Consider the following 17980-nt stretch of genomic DNA (forward strand, 5'->3'; position numbering starts at 1 on the left):
AAAAAAAGGCGGTGAGCCCTTTAGCTCACCGCCCATGATCGGTTCGAAGCACTGCTGCTGCAAGATCTTACTCTGTCTTGTCTTTCTTTAATGCCCTGAGTCCTTCGTTGATTTGGTTAGCCACTTTTTTATCGTTTTGCCAGGAGAGCAGACGTACGATCGTGTAGATGACCGCTATTTCCAATGCCAATAGGAGTGCGCTTGATATACTATTGACTAGACCAAACATAACGGCAAGGGAGATCAGCATCGCTTCTAAAGCAAAAAAATGAATGGCCACTCTTACTCGCATATTCTTCTCGCTTGTACCGAGAGAAGCATACAAGACCAATCCAATCAACGCGCTTAGGAAGGAAAACGCCATTATGATATAAATCGACTTCAAATCGAAGGCCAAATCGGGATAAAAAATCTGACGCAAAATGGTTAGAAGAATAATGATGGATGCGAAGATGACTAAAAAATTTTGAAACACTTTTTTTACAAGTTCCTTCATCATATAGTCCTTCCTCTCACAAGCCAAGCATAGTTCTAAGCGTGGGCACGTACTGCCTGGATATCCCGACACGCTCCCCGTTATCAAGCACTGCTTCAAACCTGCCGCTTATCGACGGATGTACAAATGAAATTTTGGCTATATTCAATATCGTTGACTTGGATGCACGAAAATAGTTCTTTTCTCTGCATATTTCCTCTAACTCATAAAGCTTGTACTTCACCTCAAAAACGGTGTCCTTGCAGTAAATAAAAACTTTACCGTCAACGGCTTCGAAATAATAAATATCGCTTAGTTTAATTCGGTGAATACTATCTTCTTGGTAGCCGAGAAGAATAAGGTCTTCCGTTTTTAACGTATTTACAATTTTATATATATTGTTGTTTACCTCATGGCACCTGATGAGGATTTCCTCTTCTTGGACTCTATTAATCACTTCCACAGATACTTTCATGGTCTCACTCGCTTTTGACGAAATTAGGGAGGTTCCTTCGTGCTAGCGGATAGGAATCACGTTGCGAGTTCAGTTTATCAAATCTTTCTTTAGGCATAAAGCAAAAACCCCGACCTCTTGCGGTCGGGGTTTTTGCTTTATGGTGGAGGCGGACCATCTCTTGGCAAAACCACAATTCACCAGTGCGTGAAGCTTCTATACTTCTAGAGCATTTTGACAAGTCGCATTTAGTTGACACAGGAAACAAAATGCTTTACGATCATATTGTTTCCAAGGTAAACGATTTTGAGGTGAGCTAATGGCAGTTGATGAAGAATTAAGTCGAATTTTCAATCGCGTTTCAGAAAGGCATAATTTGCTCAAAACGATGGAAGAGAAAACCTACAAATTCATGCGCGAGAATACGTTTATGGAAGTTCACTGCATCGATCTCATCGAAAACATGCAGGACCCTAACGTGTCTAAATTGGCGAAGGCCTTTCGAGTCACCAGAGGCGCGATAAGCAAGGTGACAAAGCGATTGATCGAGATTAGGGCGATCGAAAGGTACCAGAAACCTGGAAATAAAAAAGAGATCTACTTCAGGCTTACGGACATCGGGAGAGAGATTTACTGGGAACACGAAAAGATGCATGAAGCGAGAATCGAAAGAGATAGTGGATTCTTCAGTCCGTTAAACGAAGCCGAGAAGGATCAAATGATTCGGATGTTACACAAAATCTACGGTCAAATCGCCGAAGAGCTAAAAAAAATGGGCTTGGACAATTACGTTTGAGGAGAGGAGTTTGCATTTGAGAGCGGATTCCAATCATACTGAGCCTTCTCGAGTTAGAGTATGTAGGGCGACCTACTCCATTCTCGCTTTGGTATTGTTCATATGTATCGTTGTACAGGTCTATCTGGCTGGGATGGCGTTGTTCGGCAACTCGGAAGCTTGGAAATGGCATCGAACGTTCGTTCACATGTTTGAATATTTTTCGGTTGTTCTATTTATCCTCGGTATCGTCGGGAAGCTGTCCCGGAGGATGATATGGGGGAGTCTCGGTTTATTCCTTCTTTTCAACATTCAATACTATACGGCACATGGGATCGCGGGTGCCCTTCATCCCGTTCTAGCGCTTGTGTTGTTTTGGGGAGCTCTTGCGTTGGTACGAGGCTCGTATCCATTTTTGAAGAAATAAGGATGACTTCAATACAGGAGGAAGTTAGTATGGTAAGTTCGGGGTACGTAAAAACCGAAGGAGACGAACTCTATTACGAAGTGCGGGGAGAAGGAGAGCCTCTCCTCATGATTCCCGGTGGGAATGGGGACGCGGGATTTTACACATATGTTGCTGATCTTCTCGCCAACAAATACCGGGTAATCACATACGATCGCCGAGGTAATTCACGAAGCACTCGTAACGAGCCGCTTAATTTCGAGGTCAGCCAGCAGGCTCGGGATGCGGTTGCGGTATTAGAAGCAGTCGGTCATCCGTCGGCTTATGTATTCGGGAATAGCGGAGGTGCAATCTTCGCACTGGAAATGGCGGCATGGCATCCACAAGTCGTCAAAGCGATGGTTGTCCACGAACCTCCTGTCGTAAGGCTGCTGCCGGACTCCGAGAAATGGCAGAGGTTTTTTGCGAACGTTTATCAGACCTCATTCCGATTTGGTGTTCAAGCAGCCAGCTTTAGATTCAATTTATCCTTGTCTATCCCGTTTAGCGCTTTTAAGACGGTTCCGAAAGATTTTCAACAGCGGGTAACGGAAACGAACAATGAGTGGTTCTTAATCCGGCATGAGATGATCCCTAGCGTTAATTATATGCCCGATATCGAGAAGATTAGGCAAAACGGCGTAAAAATAGTCGTGGCCGCTGGCAAGATGACGTTGGATAAAAAGAAATATTACGGACGAACTGTTCCCCTCTTAGCGGAGAAACTTGGCTGCGAAATGGTTACTTTTCCGGGCCATCACCTTTCCTTTTTCGATATGCCCAGGGAATGGGCGACCGTGTTGCGCGATATCCTTCATCGGATATAAGGAAACATGCCCCCTTTTGATTCCTTATCTTCCATCTGTGAAGTCCGGGCCGCTGCCAAGTTGAGCAATTCTGCTCTGTGAGACTTGTTTGCGGTAGGAGCGTCGTTTCCTCCGTATGACGGGCGGATGCCTAGCTTCCCGCTTTAAACCTGCCGTCTTGCGCAAGTACCCGATAAGGGGGCAGCCGGTGGATGGCCATGATATGCACTTCCAGCAGTTGTTCTTGCTGTCTGCGTGCATGGATCCTCACTTGGAATACCCACTGCGTGAAACTCCCGCAGGCTCCAGGAGCCGCTTAAGTGGGTATTCCTGCGCCAAACAGCTCACGGCGCCACGGCTGGAGGAACCAAGGAAGAGTATCAAATAGGGGTTTAAGATGTCCTATCCAGCCTCCTCAGCTGTCTGCTTATTTTATTAAGCTCATCTTATGTAATCTATTGCATTGCGTTCAATGCTATGAGCAATATCATATCCCGTTGGATTTTGGAAAGCACGAAGCCCAAATTCAGGAGCAACAGCAAAAATATGATCAAAGATATCTGATTGTACGGATTCATATACGACCCAATTTGTATCGTTAGTAAATGCGTAAATTTCAAGCGGTAACCCACTATCTCCAGGAGTTAACTGTCTAACAATAAGCGTCATATTCTGATGAATTTTCGGATGTTGCCTTAGATATTGCTGGATATAAAAACGGAATACGCCAATATTTGTTAGCTGTCTGCCATTTACTTTACTGGATGTATCGATGTTACGCTCCTTATTATATTGTTTAATTTCACTTATTTTTGCCGCAATATAGTCACTCAAATAATGAATCTTATTATACTTTTCGATCATATCCTCAGAGCAGAAGCGGATACTACCTGTATCGATAAAAATACTACGTTTAATTCTTCTACCGCCCGAAGTCTGCATACCACGCCAGTTTTTGAAAGAATCTGAAATTAAAGCATAACTAGGAATCATCGTAATTGTCTTATCAAAATTCATAACCTTAACCGTGTTCAATGAAATATCAACAACATCACCATCAGCATTGTATTTTGGCATCTCAATCCAATCACCTACGCGTACCATATCATTCGATGACAACTGTATTCCGGCGACTAAACCTAGTATCGAGTCTTTAAAGACTAGCATCAAAACTGCAGACAACGCACCAAGACCACTTAAAATAATGAACGGATTTTGACCAATAAGATTCGAGATTATAGTAATGCCACCAACAATAAACAGTATTATTTTTACAACCTGAATATATCCTTTTATCGGTCTAACCTTGGAAACGGGAAATGTTCGATATATAACATCAAATGCATTAAGTAACGAATTAATCACCACTAATGAAACGACAATAATATATGTTAATGCGGCCTTCTCAATCAGGGTTTGATAAATAGAAAATATAGAACCCGCAAAGTAAACAATTGTCGCAGGAACGATATGAGATAATTTATGAAAAACCTTATTCTCCAAAATAACATTAGCCCACGTCACCTTATTACTTGTGATAATATGGGCAATAATTCGTAGAACTACTTTTTTCGCGATCAAATTTGCTACAATACTAATTGCCGCTATAAATAAAATCATAATAACAGTAGATAGACTACCAACGTGCTGAGGGTTTACTCCGTATCTTGTTAGCTGTTCTTGTATGAATTCCATTGTAACCTCCAATCCATGTTGTATTTTGATTTTAACATATTTTACTTCGTGATTTAGAAAACAAACAAAAACCCCGGCCTGTTGCGGTCGGGGCCTCTTCATGTGGAGGCGAGCCGTGGATGGACAAATCCACAATCCGTCGCAGCGTGAAGGCAGTCATGAGCGGGCTTTATTAACGATGGTTAGTTCTAACTTGCGATTGAACAGTAACATCCATGCATTGGCGAAAAGTATGCTCATGGTTATATAGAACAGATAACGGATGTCGTACACCGCAGACATCGTACCTCATCAATGAGACCGGAGCCACTTACGTGTTTGACCGCGGCTATGTCGATTATTCCGCCTTCGACCGATACTGCGATCAGGGTATCTTCTACGTAACGCGTTTGAAGAAAAATGCGTCGGAAGGGAATCCGAATCAAATCGTTCTACGGAGCAGTGAACGTGCTGTAATGAAGTAAAGGATGGATTGCACTAATCGCTTTTTGCTTACAAAAACATAAGTGTTAGAATCGAATCTCTTCCAGAATATTCTTCTTATCGTCCACAAACTGTACCGATATCTGGCCTTCATCCAACGTAATTGCCGCACCGATAAAGCCTTCCCTTCCATCTTCCCCCTTCGGAAGAGGCTTTGCACCCACTACAATAGGACATGGTTGACCCAAATGATCTTCAGGACATCCCGGCATCCAGACCGCGGTTCTATGCAGATGACCGCTCAGCATAAGATCCGGCTTAATTTCATTCTTAAGGACATAGCACCACTCTTTATAAATATCCTGCTCAATATCAAAGGGAGGCTTCTGCACATAAGAAAATGGCTGGTGTACAATGACAACTTTATATTCGTAATGATTGTATTCCTGTGTCTGTGCCACCTTTTTCAAAAATTCCGTTTGCCGCTTTCTGAATGCATGGCAACAGATGGTGTTGCCGTATTCTGCATGGGAATCATCCTTGTCCTCACCGCAGTCCAATACCAAACCCCAAAGCTTTCCCACATGGAAGGTAAAATAGGAATTTCCATGCTGCGTAGGGGTATACTCGGCAATGTTCTCGGCATAGATTCCACGGGTATCGTGGTTTCCTCTGGAAAAAACACAAGGAATGTAGCCCTGTGTAACTTCAGCGCAGATGCGGTAAATGGCGTCAAAGTTTTCAAGTTTTCCACTGTGATCCGGAATATCCCCGTTCAGCACTAGCAAATCGATATCACCCTCCATTGCCTGTGCGGCCAGAACCGGGGATTCTACACGATTGTGTGCATCGGCAATATGAAAAATACGGATTCTGTCACCCTGAACGGGACGGAAAGAAAACCGATGACGTACAACCTCCTCCGTTTCGGGGTGATAGGGCTTGCGTTCAATCATTTTCCGATAGCATACGGTATATTCTTTAGCATCGTCCAATGCCAGGCATGGCACACTTATGCGGTGCAGTGTAGTATGAGAACGAAGAATACCGTTAGAATCGTCATAATAGCATTCTTCTTTTATTTCAACCCACATAAGGCACTCTGCAGAAACAGGTACCATAATCTGATATTCATCCCCTACGGCAAATACGGTCGGGGTCATTCTTAAAAGTTCTGGTAAGTTCATGTTAAACACTCCCGTCAGTAACTTTACATTAATATAAAGATACATGAGCTAAAAACAACCTATCATGCTTTGGGATGATCAAGCCCGGCTGAATTCAAACCTCTCATCAATTATCATCTAGGCCCCCGTACTCCCGGTAAGGTTGTCCCGATGCACGTGTCCAGGCCCAAAGTAATTATTCGACAAACCCCAAATAATTCCTTCATAGTTATTTTAAGAGATCTTTCCTCTTAGTGAAAAAGTTTAAATCCTTGGTGATCACTTTCTAATAAAAAAAGAAAATATCCACTCCAGTTGTGGATTTAGCATATGGAAACGAGGGGGTTTGAACTCCTGTCCGAAAATAACGCCATACAGGCATCTACGGGTGTAGTCTCCGTTTTGATGTTACCACTACGATTCATACGAATTAGGAAATGACATAACTTCCTAGTGGAGTTAATGGTCCATTAACAAATCGATTCTATACTGTACTTGTAACAACACGCCATTCCTCCAAGAAAGGAGTTCACAATATGGGTATTCATGCTTATTTCCAATCGCTAACCGATTTAGAGCGAATTATCCGTTGCCCGGGGAAATTTAAATTTCAGGAGCATAGTGTCTCCGCTCATTCCTGGAAGGTCGTTCAATATGCCAAGACATTGGCGGATATCGAAGAAAGTAATGGAGTCGTTGTAGATTGGAAAAAGCTATACGAAATAACCAGCAGTCATGATTACGGCGAGATTTTTATTGGAGATATTAAAACACCCGTGAAGCACTATTCGCTGGAGCTTCGAGCCATGCTGCAAAAAGTAGAAGAGGGCATGGTCGCTCATTTCATCGACGAGCATATTCCAAAAGAATTTCAGCTCATCTTTCGCAGACAACTGCGGGAAGGCAAAGACGATTCCGTGGAAGGACAAATATTGGAAGTTGCTGATAAACTCGATCAAATCTATGAGGCCTTTGCAGAGCTGCAGCGAGGGAATACAGAAAAAGAATTCATCCTGATGTATCGAAATGCTCTTATAAAGATTAAAGGAATCAAGCTTCATTGCGTTCACTATTTTCTTCATAATATTTTGCCGGATCTCGTTCATGAGGGGTCAAGATCTCCTATCGATATTGAACAGATCACGAAGGAAGCGCTGGCTTCTTAAGGGGAAATCGAATAAGGTTCTATCTTTCTCATCCTAATGAAGAAGGAGAATCCCTAACAAAAGGAAAAGATTAAGAGATGCCGAACATTAGGAGGAGAACATGAGCAGATTAGTGCATTTTGAAATTCATGTAGGCGATATGGAGCGCGCCAAGAAGTTTTACGGAGAGGTATTTGGCTGGACATTCGAGGATTGGAGCGAGTATGCCGGCATGCCCTATTTTGGAGCTGTGACCGGCCATGCCGATGAGCCCGGCATCAACGGGGCTTTGATGCAGCGGCAAGGACCTTCCCCCGAGCCCGGCCAAGCCTTGAATGGCTATGCCTGTACGATCGGAGTGGACCATTACGATGCTACGGAGGCCGCCATTCTTCAGCATGGAGGCAAAGTTGCGTTGCCCAAATATGCGCTCCCAGGAATGGCGTGGCAGGGGTATTATCTGGACCCCGAAGGAAATCTATTTGGGATTCATCAACCCGATAAAAACGCCAAATAGATTGCCGGCAAACTCCAAGATCCCCCCGCCCCATTGCAGACAAAACAACAACCCCGACCACTTGCGGTCGGGGTTCTTCATGCTGGAGGCCGAACCGGCAGGCAAATCCGCGGTTCGCTGGAGTGTAATGCTTAGGATTTGACACGAATCTCCCGGGTTTTCACAACGGGATCGACCCTCCCGTATAACGAAGCGAGCAAGAGTAAATGAAGGAGATACAAGCCCGCTATACTATAGAACACCATGGGAATGCCAAACTGACTTGCCATTAGCCCGCCGAATAACGCACCTGCTACGTTGCCCATTGAATTGGCGCTCGTATTGTACGCAAAGGCACGGCCTTGGCTGTCCAAGGGCACGAGACGACGGACTAACGAGCTGATCGAGGGCACCAAGCCTCCGACGCATAATCCGGTCAAAAATCGTGTGCCCATCAACAGCCACGGATTCGAGATGGTGGCCTGGGGGATATAGAGAAGCGAAATTAGGAGGAGACAGACCAGAAGGATGGGCAGATGCCCGTGGCGATCCCCCCATCTTCCCAGATAGGGTGCCGATAGGACCGTGCCAAGAGCACTCGAGGCGAATAGCAGACCGGCCATTAGCTCAACATGCTCCTCAATCTGCATACTCTTCACATAGAGTGTTAGAATCGGACTGATGCTCTGAAAGCTGGCAGCGATGAAAAACGTAGATCCGAACAGCAGGAGAAGGACCGGCGACTGCTTAACCAGCTCACGATTTGCACTGCTTTGCCTCTCCAGATTCCTGGACCGATTCGGCTTGAATGCAAACAAGGGCCACTGAAAGCGAAATCGTTCATAAGTCCCCGTTTCCTTCACGCCGAACAGGACCAACACCGTAGCGATCAAGAGAAACAGACCGGTAAGGAAGAACGAAGGGCGCATACCGAGCCACTCTGCGATCAGTCCGCCGAGAAGCGGCCCCAGCAGCTGCCCGGATACTTGCCCCGTTTGCAGCGTTCCCAATGCCCGGCCTACCTCGCTGCTTGGCGTCTCCGTTGCCACAAGAGCGGCGGACGCCGCCGAGAAGCCCGCCATCATTCCGAAAACGGCGCGCAGCAGGAGGAGCTGTACCGGTGTGTGGACAAGTCCCATGCAGACGATGATGATGGTAAGGCCGATCCCCGAACGGATCATCGTCAGCTTTTTTCCGTATTTGTCGGAGAGTCTGCCCCAGAATGGAGAGACAAGCGCCACCATGACGTGATTGATCCCGAAGATCATCGCTGACCATAGTGCCGCCTGCTTCTCGTCGTGAATGCCGAGCTCTTGCACGTAAAGCGGCAGGAAGGGGACGATCATGCTAAATCCCGCCGTACAAAAAAAGTTGCCGAACCATAAAATGTACAAATTGCGTTTCCAGGCGTTCATCGGGCGATCCTTCTTTGCTGGGAAATGATTAACTGTCTTGAGGCCTAACCACATGCTCACTGGTTCCCCCAGGCAGGACGGGGAAGTCACAGATCTCGCTTATGGCTTGAGTACTTGCTTCGCGTAGGAAGAAGGCGTCATACCGGTTATCCGTTTGAAGACCCGGCTGAAATAAAATTCGTCCTCATAGCCGACCAGCTTGGAAATGTCGGTTAAAGCCAAGCCGGATTGCTCCAGCAGTTCCTTCGCCCTCGCGATCCGCAGACGGATGATGTAATCTTTCGGTGCGAATCCGGTGAGACGCTTGAACTGCCTCGAGTAATAACCGGTGCTAAGTCCCGCCAGCCTGGCCAACTGTTCAACGGTCAAAGCCGAGTGAACATGATCGGCAATATACCCGCACGTGTATTGAATGGCCGAATCTGCATCGGTGCTGCACTGCTGGTCGTACAGATTCTCGATCAAGGAAAGCCAAAGCTCGCGGAACGCCAAGCTGCACCGATACTGCGAGAGAGGGTCGTAATCTTTCCAAAGCCGAAACACATGGTCGAAGCCTCTCTGGACCTCGGCTGGACGAATAGGCGTCATCAAGCCGCGCAAAGGGGCAAGCCAGCTGTCTGCCGATTTGGTTATCCACTCGCTCTTCTCGGTATAGCACATCCGGTAGTCGAACCGAATATGATAGATTTCCACGTCTTCCTTCTCCGAGATGGACCATTCGAACGTCGTCTCCGGGACGAATACCAGGATCGCTCCCGCCTGCAGCGCGTATTTGACGTTATTCATCACGTAATAGCCCGACCCTCTGACCACATAGTGCAGAGAGTGGATTTTGTGAAGATACGGCGCTTGATACGTTCCGGCCGGCAGAATGGTTCTTCCGGCAAACAGAACCGAGAAGACGGATTTATGGAGATGGTCGGCTACTTGAATTGCGCTGGGCATGATGGACTCTCTCCTTGCGGGGGAAGATTAGTTCAATTGGCTGGCCGGAGAACCAGATGCTGCTTTCCCCGCCCAATCGGTACCGTTGCTTCCTGGTACGAAACGATGAACGCCCTTCGGGCATGGTCCGTTTCATTTCCTCTCGAGGAATGCCAGGTTAACGCGTGAAACAAAAGCATGGAGCCCGCCTGCATCGGAACCGGTTCGGCTTTTGACAAATCGAGCTGCTGCTCGGCAAGCGCCCTCCGACACGTCCCCTCCGGCTGAACCGAATAAGGGAGCAAGCCTTGCTTGTGGCTGCCCGGAACGACCCATAAGCATCCGTTCCGTTCATTGGTATCCTGCAGCGGTACCCAGATCGACATGCGCGTATCGCTGTTCACCACTTCCGCATAATAAGCGTCATCCTGGTGCCAATGACAGATCGACGGACTGTGCGGCAGCTTGGTCAACAGCTTGGAGGAAAAGATGGAGATGCCCGGCTTCACGATATCCTCGATTAAGTTCAGAATGCGTTCGTCTTGAGCGAACTGCTTCGTCGTGTCCGTCAGCATCGCAAGCTGGTAGGTGAAGCCTTCATGCTCTCCCGTGGTTCGAATCTGTCCTTCGCAACCATCGAGCTCCGCATTCATCTCGGACAATTCCTCCCTCGTAAATACATTCGGCACGACTACGAAGCCAAACTCTTCATAATGGCGTTTCTCTGCCACCGTCAATTTTCTCACTTGGCTCCCTCCTCTTGTTTCTTGTCTGCATGCATTGTAGCACTTAGCTCTCCGGCCCCGCCATGGAGAAATCGGTTCCCCGATCTGGACGAATCGGATGTCCTGCACGTCCTTTCCGGCAAACCCCCAACAAAGCAAAACCCCGACCTCTTGCAGTCGGGGTTCTTCATGGGTGAGGCGAACTGTGACTGTGCAACTCCACAATTCGCCGCCGCGTGAGGGGATGATTTCATTGCTGTTCCAAAAATTTTGCCTAAAGGTTCCAGATGATAGGAAATTCTCCTGTCTCCTATACCTTCATTTTGAACATCGTCCCGATGATCGGCGCGGCCATTCTGGTGCTATAATCGAACTATATGGAAATGAAGGAGCGGAGCGTGAAGGAATGATTAACATAAGGGAATGGCAGGATCACCCGGAAAACTCGTACCGTATCATTGCCTTTGGCTCAAGCAACACCGAACTGACGTGGTCAAGCGCGGGACGGCATAATTGGGTGGATTGGCTCGGTATCAATTTGCGGGAGACAATCGGACGGCATGTTTGCATCGTCAATCAAGGCATCGGAGGGGAAACAAGCGACGATCTTGTACGACGGCTCGAGAGGGACGTGCTGTCCTTACAGCCTGCGGCCGTCATTATCACGATCGGGGGCAACGACGCCGTACGAGGCATGCCGATCGAACAGTATGCGGATAATCTTCGCCGAATTTGCGTGGGGCTAAGGGGGATTCAAGCCGAGCCTGTGCTGCAGACGTACTATTGCCCGCTGTTTCATTTGTTTGAGGAAGGCTTTCAACAATCGTTCGAGACCATAGTGCAAACGAACCGTGCGCTGGCCGCCGAGATGCAGCTAACGCTGCTCGATACCTATAGCCGATTCGAACCCTTTTATCGAAACGAACCCGAAACTTACGAAAAACTGATGCTGGACAGACTCCATGTCAACTATCTAGGAAATCTATTGATGGGCATGTCCATCTCCGCCGAACTTGGTCTTCCCGATCTGCGAATTCCAGAAGACATCAAGGCAGAAGCCGATCGGTTGTGGGGGCGGATGAACGAGTGGTGCGGGAAGTAGGGGGTTCCCTTTCCTCAGGATATAAAGCAAAAACCCCGACCTCTTGCGGTTGGGGTTCTTCATGGTGGAGGCGAATCGTGGATATTTAAACCCACAATTTGCCCCCGCGTGACATTTATGACCTACTCTATGTTCAAGGTTTGCAAAAAGGCTTTGACATCGGAATCCAAATTCTTCTTAACGGTTTCCGTGACCGCTTTGCTCATTGCATCATTGTGAAGATGCTTGAGGAAATCATCCAAGTGTTTAGATGCTTGATCTTTATCTTTCGCCAAGAACTTTTCAGCCTGTTTCAGCGAATTGCTCAGCTGTGCCGCCAGAGGATGACCCAGTTGGCCATCCGCTTCATAAAAATCGACCAATTGCTGAAGCCAGCCCAGATTGGTCGTCACCGTGAGAGTTACGGGATCAGACCAAACTTCGGTGCCGTTCAACGTGACCTTAGTGCGAATCTCGGCCGTTCCAACATTGTAGGCTGTGGCCACGCCATCCTGCACAGCGACCGTTTGGGGACTGCTGCTTAGAAATTCAATACTTGCGCCTGTCAAATCGGCCGGCTCCCCTGTGTTCGTAAGGCCGGTGACATTCAATTTTATCGTTTGGGATCGCATGAGTTCGGTGCTGTAGACAGAAACGGTCACTCCTTCTAAGGCAACGGGGATACTAACGTCTATTTTTGCCGTTTCCACCGTTACCCCGTTCAAGGTTACCCGCGCCCAAACTTGAGCCTGACCAACCTTATGAGCGGTCATAACGCTGTTGTTGACCGACACCGTTGCCGGGTCGCTGCTGAAATATTGGATCTCCGCCTCCGAGAGATTGGCGTTTTTGTCGTTGCGAAGCGTACCCGTGACATGCAATTGTGACGCCTGGCCTTTCTTCAGCTCTACTTGGTCCGCCGTAAGCGAAACGGATTTCAGCGGAACCGGAAGTTGGTACAGGCCGGAGCCGTAGACGTAATAGATACTACCGTCTGGGGCCAGCGTCATGATATGGACGTTGTCCCGAATCATTTTATAAGCAAACGTATTCGGATCGATGACGGTGAGTGTCCTCGCAATCGTTGTATACAGAAGGCCGTCGTCCCCAAAATGCAGGAAGATCGGATACGTTGCGTAAAAGTCATAGAACACCTTACTCTTGACCACATCGTAAGTATCCGGATTCAGGGCGAAGACTGCGCCCTCGGTCGCGCCCCATAACAGTCCGTCGGGACCGAAGGTCAGGGTGCCAATTGATTTTACTTTGCGGTCGATGCCCGGTATTTTTGGCGTGAATTCCTCAATCTTCTGTCCCTTCTCCACATCCCAAACGAAGATTTTCGCTTCCTCCGCGGTCGGGTCGATTCCGAGTCCGCCCCAGACCTGCGTGCTGCCGTAGAGCTTCCCGTTCCGATAGGCCAGCCCGATGACACTCTGGTCCTGCACCACATTCCTGTGTACGTCCCATTTGCCGCTCATTGCGTCATAAATGGTGAGGGCGCCTCCCAGTTCCCCGTAACCGGGCTTCGAGCCGATGAAGAGTCGGTTGTCTCCGCTGGTCATGACCGAAGGACGGTCCTGATATTCTTCGATATCATACAGCAGGCCGGGATTGCCGCTGCTGTCATAGCTAAATTGCAACGGCTGGGTCGGGTCGTATACATACATCACTGCCCCGCTGTACGTTCCGAAATAGACCTTTCCGTTCATAAATCCAATGCCTTCCGCCTGGGGCACACGGCTTTCCGCCATTTCAATCTGATGCGTCTCCGGATTATAAACACTTATTCCGCGGTAAATGCCCCCGTTGTAGATTTTTCCGTCCGGACCCGTTAGAAGTGTAATGAGATTCACGCCGTTCTCCTCAACTCCCAGCGTATATCTCTGCATCCAGAGGTCATCCGGATCAAACAGGTAATATTCCGCCGTTGCCCCCATCATGAAGGCAAGCACGGTCTTACCGGCCTTTTCCCCGCTCTTCGGGGTCACCCAATCAAAAACAATCGGAGAAGTACTCTCTCCAAGTCCCGATACGCCCTCGATTATTTGCGCGGTGTCGGTCGTCCAATTATACGCGTACAGGTCGGCTCCCTTCTTATAGTAGAAAAGCTCGGGGTGATACGGCGACGGAGGAGAAAAGTCAGCATACAGCTGGGTGATCGTCCGTTCATACTGCCCCGTCTTTTCATCGATCACATGATATTTATCGGATGCAGCGCGCGCTAGCGCTTTGCCGCCGACAAATTCGACAGTATTAATAAATCCAGTATCCCGGCGTCCCGGGATATCGATATCCCTTTTTTCACCGGTTTTTCGGTTGATTTGGATCAAGTAGGTGCGCGCACCCACTCCCGCATACACATAGTCGTCGGATACACCTACACCTCTGACGTAGTCTTCCCCTTCAACCATCGTTCCGTAATTTTTGAACGTGCCGGAGGCGATGTCATATTCAAAAAGCTTGCCTCCCGGATACGTACCGCCGTAAATTTTGCCGTCGCGGGACGCCTTCAGCTGCCAAACGAAAACATCCAGTGTTGGGTTTTTTCCGAGGTCTTCGATTTTCCTTTCATTCGGATTGTATCGCTGCAGCACGCCTGTGCTCGTTCCCGAGAAGTAGATGTTGCCGTCGGAGCCTTTAGCCAGCGCCCAAACGGTATCGATTCCGGTGAGCTTCTGGGAGAACACAATCTGCCCGGTAACGGCATCCGCTGCATAGAACGTGGCCGGGGTTCCGTTGATGACAAAAGAAATAAATTGTTCTCCTTTGGAATTTTCTCCGAATACCGCTTCGGGCGTTTGGGCGACCTTCACGACTTCCCCGCGGTTGATCGGATTCCCGAAGGCGATGTCTAGCTGTACATCCTCGGAGAATCTCAAGTTGTCAAAATAACCGGTTCCCGTATTGCCCGCCCCGGAATACAGCAAGACCTCCATGCTGACCGCATCGGCCGGAGACAAGCCCTCAAGGCTCGCTGTAGCCCACTGCGTCTTCGGCAAACCGTCGAAGCCTCTGGAATAAGCTTTGATTTGCTTGCCTGTATTATCGTAGAAATAGAGAAACATGCCGTTGGTTCCGCTGTCCATATAGAGCTGAGCGGATATCTTGTACATTTTGCCGCCTGTGACCGCGATTCGATTGCTCAGCAGGCCGAGCGCGTCGGAGGTACTTGTGTCCTGAAACCGCACGCTGGACTTTCCCTCAAAAGCCGTCGTGTTAACAACTTGAATACCACCGCTTCCGATCGTTTGCCTCCAGCCCGGAATAGCACCGTTTACAACGGGCTGCTCAAACCCGGGATTCAGGAAATTGTCCGACGCTGCGTTTTGCGGTATCGCAGTTGCCGTAATCAGGTCAGTATTCGCAGTTGTAATATTTCCCCCGCCCGAATAGAGAAGGATATCCATTTGCACAGCGCCGGCGGGAGTCAATCCTTCTAGGCCCACTGTCGTCCACTGTCCTTTGGGTGCAGTATCGAATCCTTTGGAATACGTTTGGATGGTTTTCCCGGCACTGTCGTAAAAATATAGATACATGCCCGGCGTTCCTTGCGTTATGTATGTCTGCGCTGAGACTTTAATGAGATCCCCGCCTCGGATTGCAATTTTATTGCTCAGCAATCCGTAATTGTCTATTGCGCTGGGATCGACCATTTTGACGCTGTGGCTGCCTTCAAAGGCAATGGAATCGTCAACTGTAAATCCACCGCTTTTCCCATAAATTTGTCGCCATCCAGGGATCGCCCCGTTCACGACCGGCTCTTCGAATCCCGCATTTACAATCGTCAAGGAAGCTTCAGCAGCGGCGAAAGCCTGTTTTCCATTCCACGTAATCGTTCCGGTGATTAAAACCAGCAGACTAAGAGCCACCGGTATAATCTTGTTTAATACGCTTCTCAAATGGATCCCTCCTGTAAAAAGATTCGAATACATAGCCAAGTCGAAAAGTGAACTGCACCTTCCATGACTTAAAGAAACCGCTTACAGAATAGTTGAAGATCGTTTCGTACGTTATCCATTTTCTACATCTTTTACTATACTCCTTCTGGATTTTCCTATTATGTAAAATTTAGGAGATGGAGAAAATAAGAAAGGCAACCTGGTGCAGGGTGCCTTCTGGTCTGCCTTATCGGGCGCAACAAGCTCAAAAACGTCACCTACTGCTGCGGCAATCACGACCAGTGCAAGGCCTGCCGCAATCCCGAGCTGCGCCGGGGAATACGTGATTGTATATAAAGAGCATGTTGACCTTGTCTTAAAGCTGTATGTGCCGGAAATGAAAAAAACCTGACAGTACAAAAAAGGAGATCAGGAAAGACTCCCAATCTCCATGATTTTGAAATAAACGTTAATTATTCGCAATGGTGATAGTTAGCTTGCAGGATACGATAAATTAACTTGATTCTATTCGGCGCGGAACCTATTTTTTCTCTAAAATAAGAGAACGCTGAACGGCTTCCCCGCTTCGTGTTACACTCCATGCAAGCAGCAAGTAAGTTTGGGGGAAGATCCGAGCCTCCTTTACTTGCGGGGATAATATGATCGACCGTCGTTCCGGGACGTCCACACCACAAACATGTGTAATGATCCCGTTTTAATGCGGCTTTTCGATAGTCACGAAATAGAAATGGATTGTATAGTAATTGGATGGTCTGCTCGTCAATCCATACGGCACGCGCTCGGTTAACTTCTCTCCAAGCCCGGTGAAGGAGACATGGGGAAAGTTTTTGGCCATCCACATTGAGTACGTTGATCATCGTCCATCGCCTCCCAAGGTTTACGTTATTTAATAACCACAATCAACAAGCATATGAAATTCGTGGTTATGTATGTCGGGGACGAGACATCCAAGAAAAGCAAAATCCACAACCTCACGCGGTTGTGGATTTACATGGTGGAGGCGAGGGGATTTGAACCCCTGTCCGAAAATAACGCCACACAGGCATCTACGGGTGTAGTCACGGTTTTGATGTCACCTGCAAGAGCGCCCCGTAACCGGCTATCTCACAGGTCAGCCTGATTGTCTTCTTCAGCTAGCCCCAGGCGGAGACTAGACAGCGTATCCCACTAAAGTTGAGCCCCTATCCCGCCACATGGGCGATGGAGGGTAGAAGCACGCTCACAGGTTATTAAGCTGCGAAAGCGTAGGTTTGTTGTTGTTTGCCATTTAATTGGCTTTCGCGTTGATGAAGCGGACGCAGCCCCACTACCCGCAACCCATGCTCGAACTATTCCCGTCGAATCCATAAACGCCCCCTAGATAGGGATGTATGGATCAGTGCGGTCAATGTCCGGGATCCGTATGTCCAGGGAGGACCGGATCGGTCATGAGCCACTAAAGATCAAACTAATCACGCAGCCCACCAGCTACATCATTAGTATATCACATCGTGTAGAAAATTGCACTTCGTTCTACTGGAAAGCCGGAAGCTCGCCAGGAGCCTTTAACGGGCGACCTTCTGCTTTTCCTTGAGCGCACGCTGAATGTCGCGCTGTGCATCCCGCTTGGCGGCGGTGTCCCGCTTGTCGTACTGCTTCTTGCCTCGGCCGAGGCCGATGAGCAGCTTGGCATACCCATTGCGGACGTATATTTTGAGCGGAACAAGCGTGTAGCCTTCCTGCTTGGTCGTGCCGAGCAGCTTGTGAATCTCCGGTTTCTTGAGCAGCAGCTTGCGGGCCCGTGTCGGGTCCGACGGATTGTTCCGGTTGCCCTGCTCGAACGGGCTGATGTGCATGTTGTGAATGAATGCTTCCCCGTTCCGGATCGTCGCGAAGCTGTCGTTCAGGTTGGCCTTGCCGTTACGGATCGACTTGATCTCCGTCCCGGTCAGTACCAGCCCGCACTCATACGTCTCTTCTATAAAATAATCATGGGAAGCCTTCTTGTTCTGGGCGAGCACCTTGTTCTCGCTTTTCTTGCCCATGACGACTCACTCCTTCATTCCGCTAGGAG

16 protein-coding genes and 1 other RNA gene are annotated in these 17980 nt (G+C 48.3%); 6 read left to right on the forward strand and 11 right to left on the reverse strand.

Translation table 11 applies throughout. The features are described 5' to 3' along the window. Nucleotides 1–67: 67 nt before the first annotated feature. Nucleotides 68–499 (reverse strand): DUF3021 family protein, encoded by a 432-nt coding sequence (locus KJS47_RS17090; RefSeq protein ID WP_213526268.1) that lies wholly within the window; start codon nucleotides 497–499, stop codon nucleotides 68–70. Nucleotides 500–512: 13 nt separating this feature from the next. Then, a complete protein-coding gene (locus KJS47_RS17095; protein ID WP_213526269.1) occupies nucleotides 513–950 on the reverse strand; it encodes a LytTR family DNA-binding domain-containing protein in 438 nt (145 codons plus the stop codon). A gap of 298 nt (nucleotides 951–1248) precedes the next feature. On the opposite strand from KJS47_RS17095, the gene KJS47_RS17100 reads away from it, so the two are divergent. From KJS47_RS17100 to KJS47_RS17105, 3 genes are all read left to right on the forward strand, one after another. Continuing rightward, on the forward strand, nucleotides 1249–1725 hold the full coding sequence (locus tag KJS47_RS17100; RefSeq protein ID WP_249716472.1) for a MarR family transcriptional regulator: 477 nt from the start codon (nucleotides 1249–1251) through the stop codon (nucleotides 1723–1725). 94 nt (nucleotides 1726–1819) lie between these two features. Beyond that, nucleotides 1820–2131: a DUF6220 domain-containing protein gene (locus KJS47_RS24420; RefSeq protein WP_374707043.1), complete on the forward strand. Its 312-nt coding sequence runs from the start codon at nucleotides 1820–1822 to the stop codon at nucleotides 2129–2131. Nucleotides 2132–2160: 29 nt separating this feature from the next. Continuing rightward, a complete protein-coding gene (locus tag KJS47_RS17105; RefSeq protein ID WP_213526270.1) occupies nucleotides 2161–2976 on the forward strand; it encodes an alpha/beta fold hydrolase in 816 nt (271 codons plus the stop codon). Nucleotides 2977–3396: 420 nt separating this feature from the next. Here the strand turns inward: KJS47_RS17105 and KJS47_RS17110 are convergent, their stop codons facing one another. Further along, entirely contained in the window at nucleotides 3397–4650 is a 1254-nt protein-coding gene (locus KJS47_RS17110) for a mechanosensitive ion channel family protein (RefSeq protein WP_213526271.1), read from the reverse strand. 509 nt (nucleotides 4651–5159) lie between these two features. Beyond that, nucleotides 5160–6260 carry a metallophosphoesterase family protein gene (locus KJS47_RS17115; protein WP_213526272.1) on the reverse strand — a complete coding sequence of 367 codons (1101 nt, stop codon included), beginning with the start codon at nucleotides 6258–6260 and terminating at the stop codon, nucleotides 5160–5162. A gap of 515 nt (nucleotides 6261–6775) precedes the next feature. On the opposite strand from KJS47_RS17115, the gene KJS47_RS17120 reads away from it, so the two are divergent. Beyond that, nucleotides 6776–7405 carry a YfbR-like 5'-deoxynucleotidase gene (locus KJS47_RS17120; RefSeq protein ID WP_213526273.1) on the forward strand — a complete coding sequence of 210 codons (630 nt, stop codon included), beginning with the start codon at nucleotides 6776–6778 and terminating at the stop codon, nucleotides 7403–7405. Between the two features lie 100 nt (nucleotides 7406–7505). Continuing rightward, a complete protein-coding gene (locus KJS47_RS17125; RefSeq protein ID WP_213526274.1) occupies nucleotides 7506–7901 on the forward strand; it encodes a VOC family protein in 396 nt (131 codons plus the stop codon). Between the two features lie 131 nt (nucleotides 7902–8032). Here the strand turns inward: KJS47_RS17125 and KJS47_RS17130 are convergent, their stop codons facing one another. The 3 genes from KJS47_RS17130 to KJS47_RS17140 all read right to left on the reverse strand — a co-directional run bounded on the left by KJS47_RS17130 (nucleotide 8033) and on the right by KJS47_RS17140 (nucleotide 10965). Continuing rightward, nucleotides 8033–9295: an MFS transporter gene (locus KJS47_RS17130; protein ID WP_213526275.1), complete on the reverse strand. Its 1263-nt coding sequence runs from the start codon at nucleotides 9293–9295 to the stop codon at nucleotides 8033–8035. Between the two features lie 99 nt (nucleotides 9296–9394). Next, the gene (locus KJS47_RS17135; RefSeq protein WP_213526276.1) at nucleotides 9395–10240 is read right to left on the reverse strand and encodes an AraC family transcriptional regulator; all 846 of its coding nucleotides are present in this window, start codon (nucleotides 10238–10240) and stop codon (nucleotides 9395–9397) included. 32 nt (nucleotides 10241–10272) lie between these two features. After that, nucleotides 10273–10965, reverse strand: a complete 693-nt coding sequence (locus KJS47_RS17140; RefSeq protein WP_213526277.1) for a phytanoyl-CoA dioxygenase family protein — start codon at nucleotides 10963–10965, stop codon at nucleotides 10273–10275. A gap of 385 nt (nucleotides 10966–11350) precedes the next feature. On the opposite strand from KJS47_RS17140, the gene KJS47_RS17145 reads away from it, so the two are divergent. Then, complete coding sequence (locus KJS47_RS17145) at nucleotides 11351–12046, forward strand: SGNH/GDSL hydrolase family protein (RefSeq protein ID WP_213526278.1); 696 nt, start codon at nucleotides 11351–11353, stop codon at nucleotides 12044–12046. Between the two features lie 122 nt (nucleotides 12047–12168). Here the strand turns inward: KJS47_RS17145 and KJS47_RS17150 are convergent, their stop codons facing one another. The 4 genes from KJS47_RS17150 to smpB form a co-directional block, all read right to left on the reverse strand. Continuing rightward, complete coding sequence (locus KJS47_RS17150) at nucleotides 12169–15927, reverse strand: FIMAH domain-containing protein (protein ID WP_213526279.1); 3759 nt, start codon at nucleotides 15925–15927, stop codon at nucleotides 12169–12171. A 452-nt stretch (nucleotides 15928–16379) separates the two neighbouring features. Beyond that, nucleotides 16380–16784, reverse strand: a complete 405-nt coding sequence (locus KJS47_RS17155) for an HNH endonuclease (RefSeq protein WP_213526280.1) — start codon at nucleotides 16782–16784, stop codon at nucleotides 16380–16382. 135 nt (nucleotides 16785–16919) lie between these two features. Continuing rightward, nucleotides 16920–17284, reverse strand: a transfer-messenger RNA (tmRNA) gene (ssrA, locus tag KJS47_RS17160). Between the two features lie 187 nt (nucleotides 17285–17471). Continuing rightward, on the reverse strand, nucleotides 17472–17951 hold the full coding sequence (smpB, locus tag KJS47_RS17165) for an SsrA-binding protein SmpB (protein ID WP_213526281.1): 480 nt from the start codon (nucleotides 17949–17951) through the stop codon (nucleotides 17472–17474). Between the last annotated feature and the right edge of the window lie 29 nt (nucleotides 17952–17980).

Source organism: Paenibacillus sp. J31TS4, assembly GCF_018403265.1.
Classification (GTDB): domain Bacteria; phylum Bacillota; class Bacilli; order Paenibacillales; family NBRC-103111; genus J31TS4.

Coding starts and splice junctions, on each gene's coding strand:
- KJS47_RS17090 (WP_213526268.1), bottom strand. CDS start 499: ATGATGAAGGAACTTGTAAAAAAAGTGTTTCAAAATTTTTTAGTCATC.
- KJS47_RS17095 (WP_213526269.1), bottom strand. CDS start 950: ATGAAAGTATCTGTGGAAGTGATTAATAGAGTCCAAGAAGAGGAAATC.
- KJS47_RS17100 (WP_249716472.1), top strand. CDS start 1,249: ATGGCAGTTGATGAAGAATTAAGTCGAATTTTCAATCGCGTTTCAGAA.
- KJS47_RS17105 (WP_213526270.1), top strand. CDS start 2,161: ATGGTAAGTTCGGGGTACGTAAAAACCGAAGGAGACGAACTCTATTAC.
- KJS47_RS17110 (WP_213526271.1), bottom strand. CDS start 4,650: ATGGAATTCATACAAGAACAGCTAACAAGATACGGAGTAAACCCTCAG.
- KJS47_RS17115 (WP_213526272.1), bottom strand. CDS start 6,260: ATGAACTTACCAGAACTTTTAAGAATGACCCCGACCGTATTTGCCGTA.
- KJS47_RS17120 (WP_213526273.1), top strand. CDS start 6,776: ATGGGTATTCATGCTTATTTCCAATCGCTAACCGATTTAGAGCGAATT.
- KJS47_RS17125 (WP_213526274.1), top strand. CDS start 7,506: ATGAGCAGATTAGTGCATTTTGAAATTCATGTAGGCGATATGGAGCGC.
- KJS47_RS17130 (WP_213526275.1), bottom strand. CDS start 9,295: ATGAACGCCTGGAAACGCAATTTGTACATTTTATGGTTCGGCAACTTT.
- KJS47_RS17135 (WP_213526276.1), bottom strand. CDS start 10,240: ATGCCCAGCGCAATTCAAGTAGCCGACCATCTCCATAAATCCGTCTTC.
- KJS47_RS17145 (WP_213526278.1), top strand. CDS start 11,351: ATGATTAACATAAGGGAATGGCAGGATCACCCGGAAAACTCGTACCGT.
- KJS47_RS17155 (WP_213526280.1), bottom strand. CDS start 16,784: ATGATCAACGTACTCAATGTGGATGGCCAAAAACTTTCCCCATGTCTC.
- smpB (WP_213526281.1), bottom strand. CDS start 17,951: ATGGGCAAGAAAAGCGAGAACAAGGTGCTCGCCCAGAACAAGAAGGCT.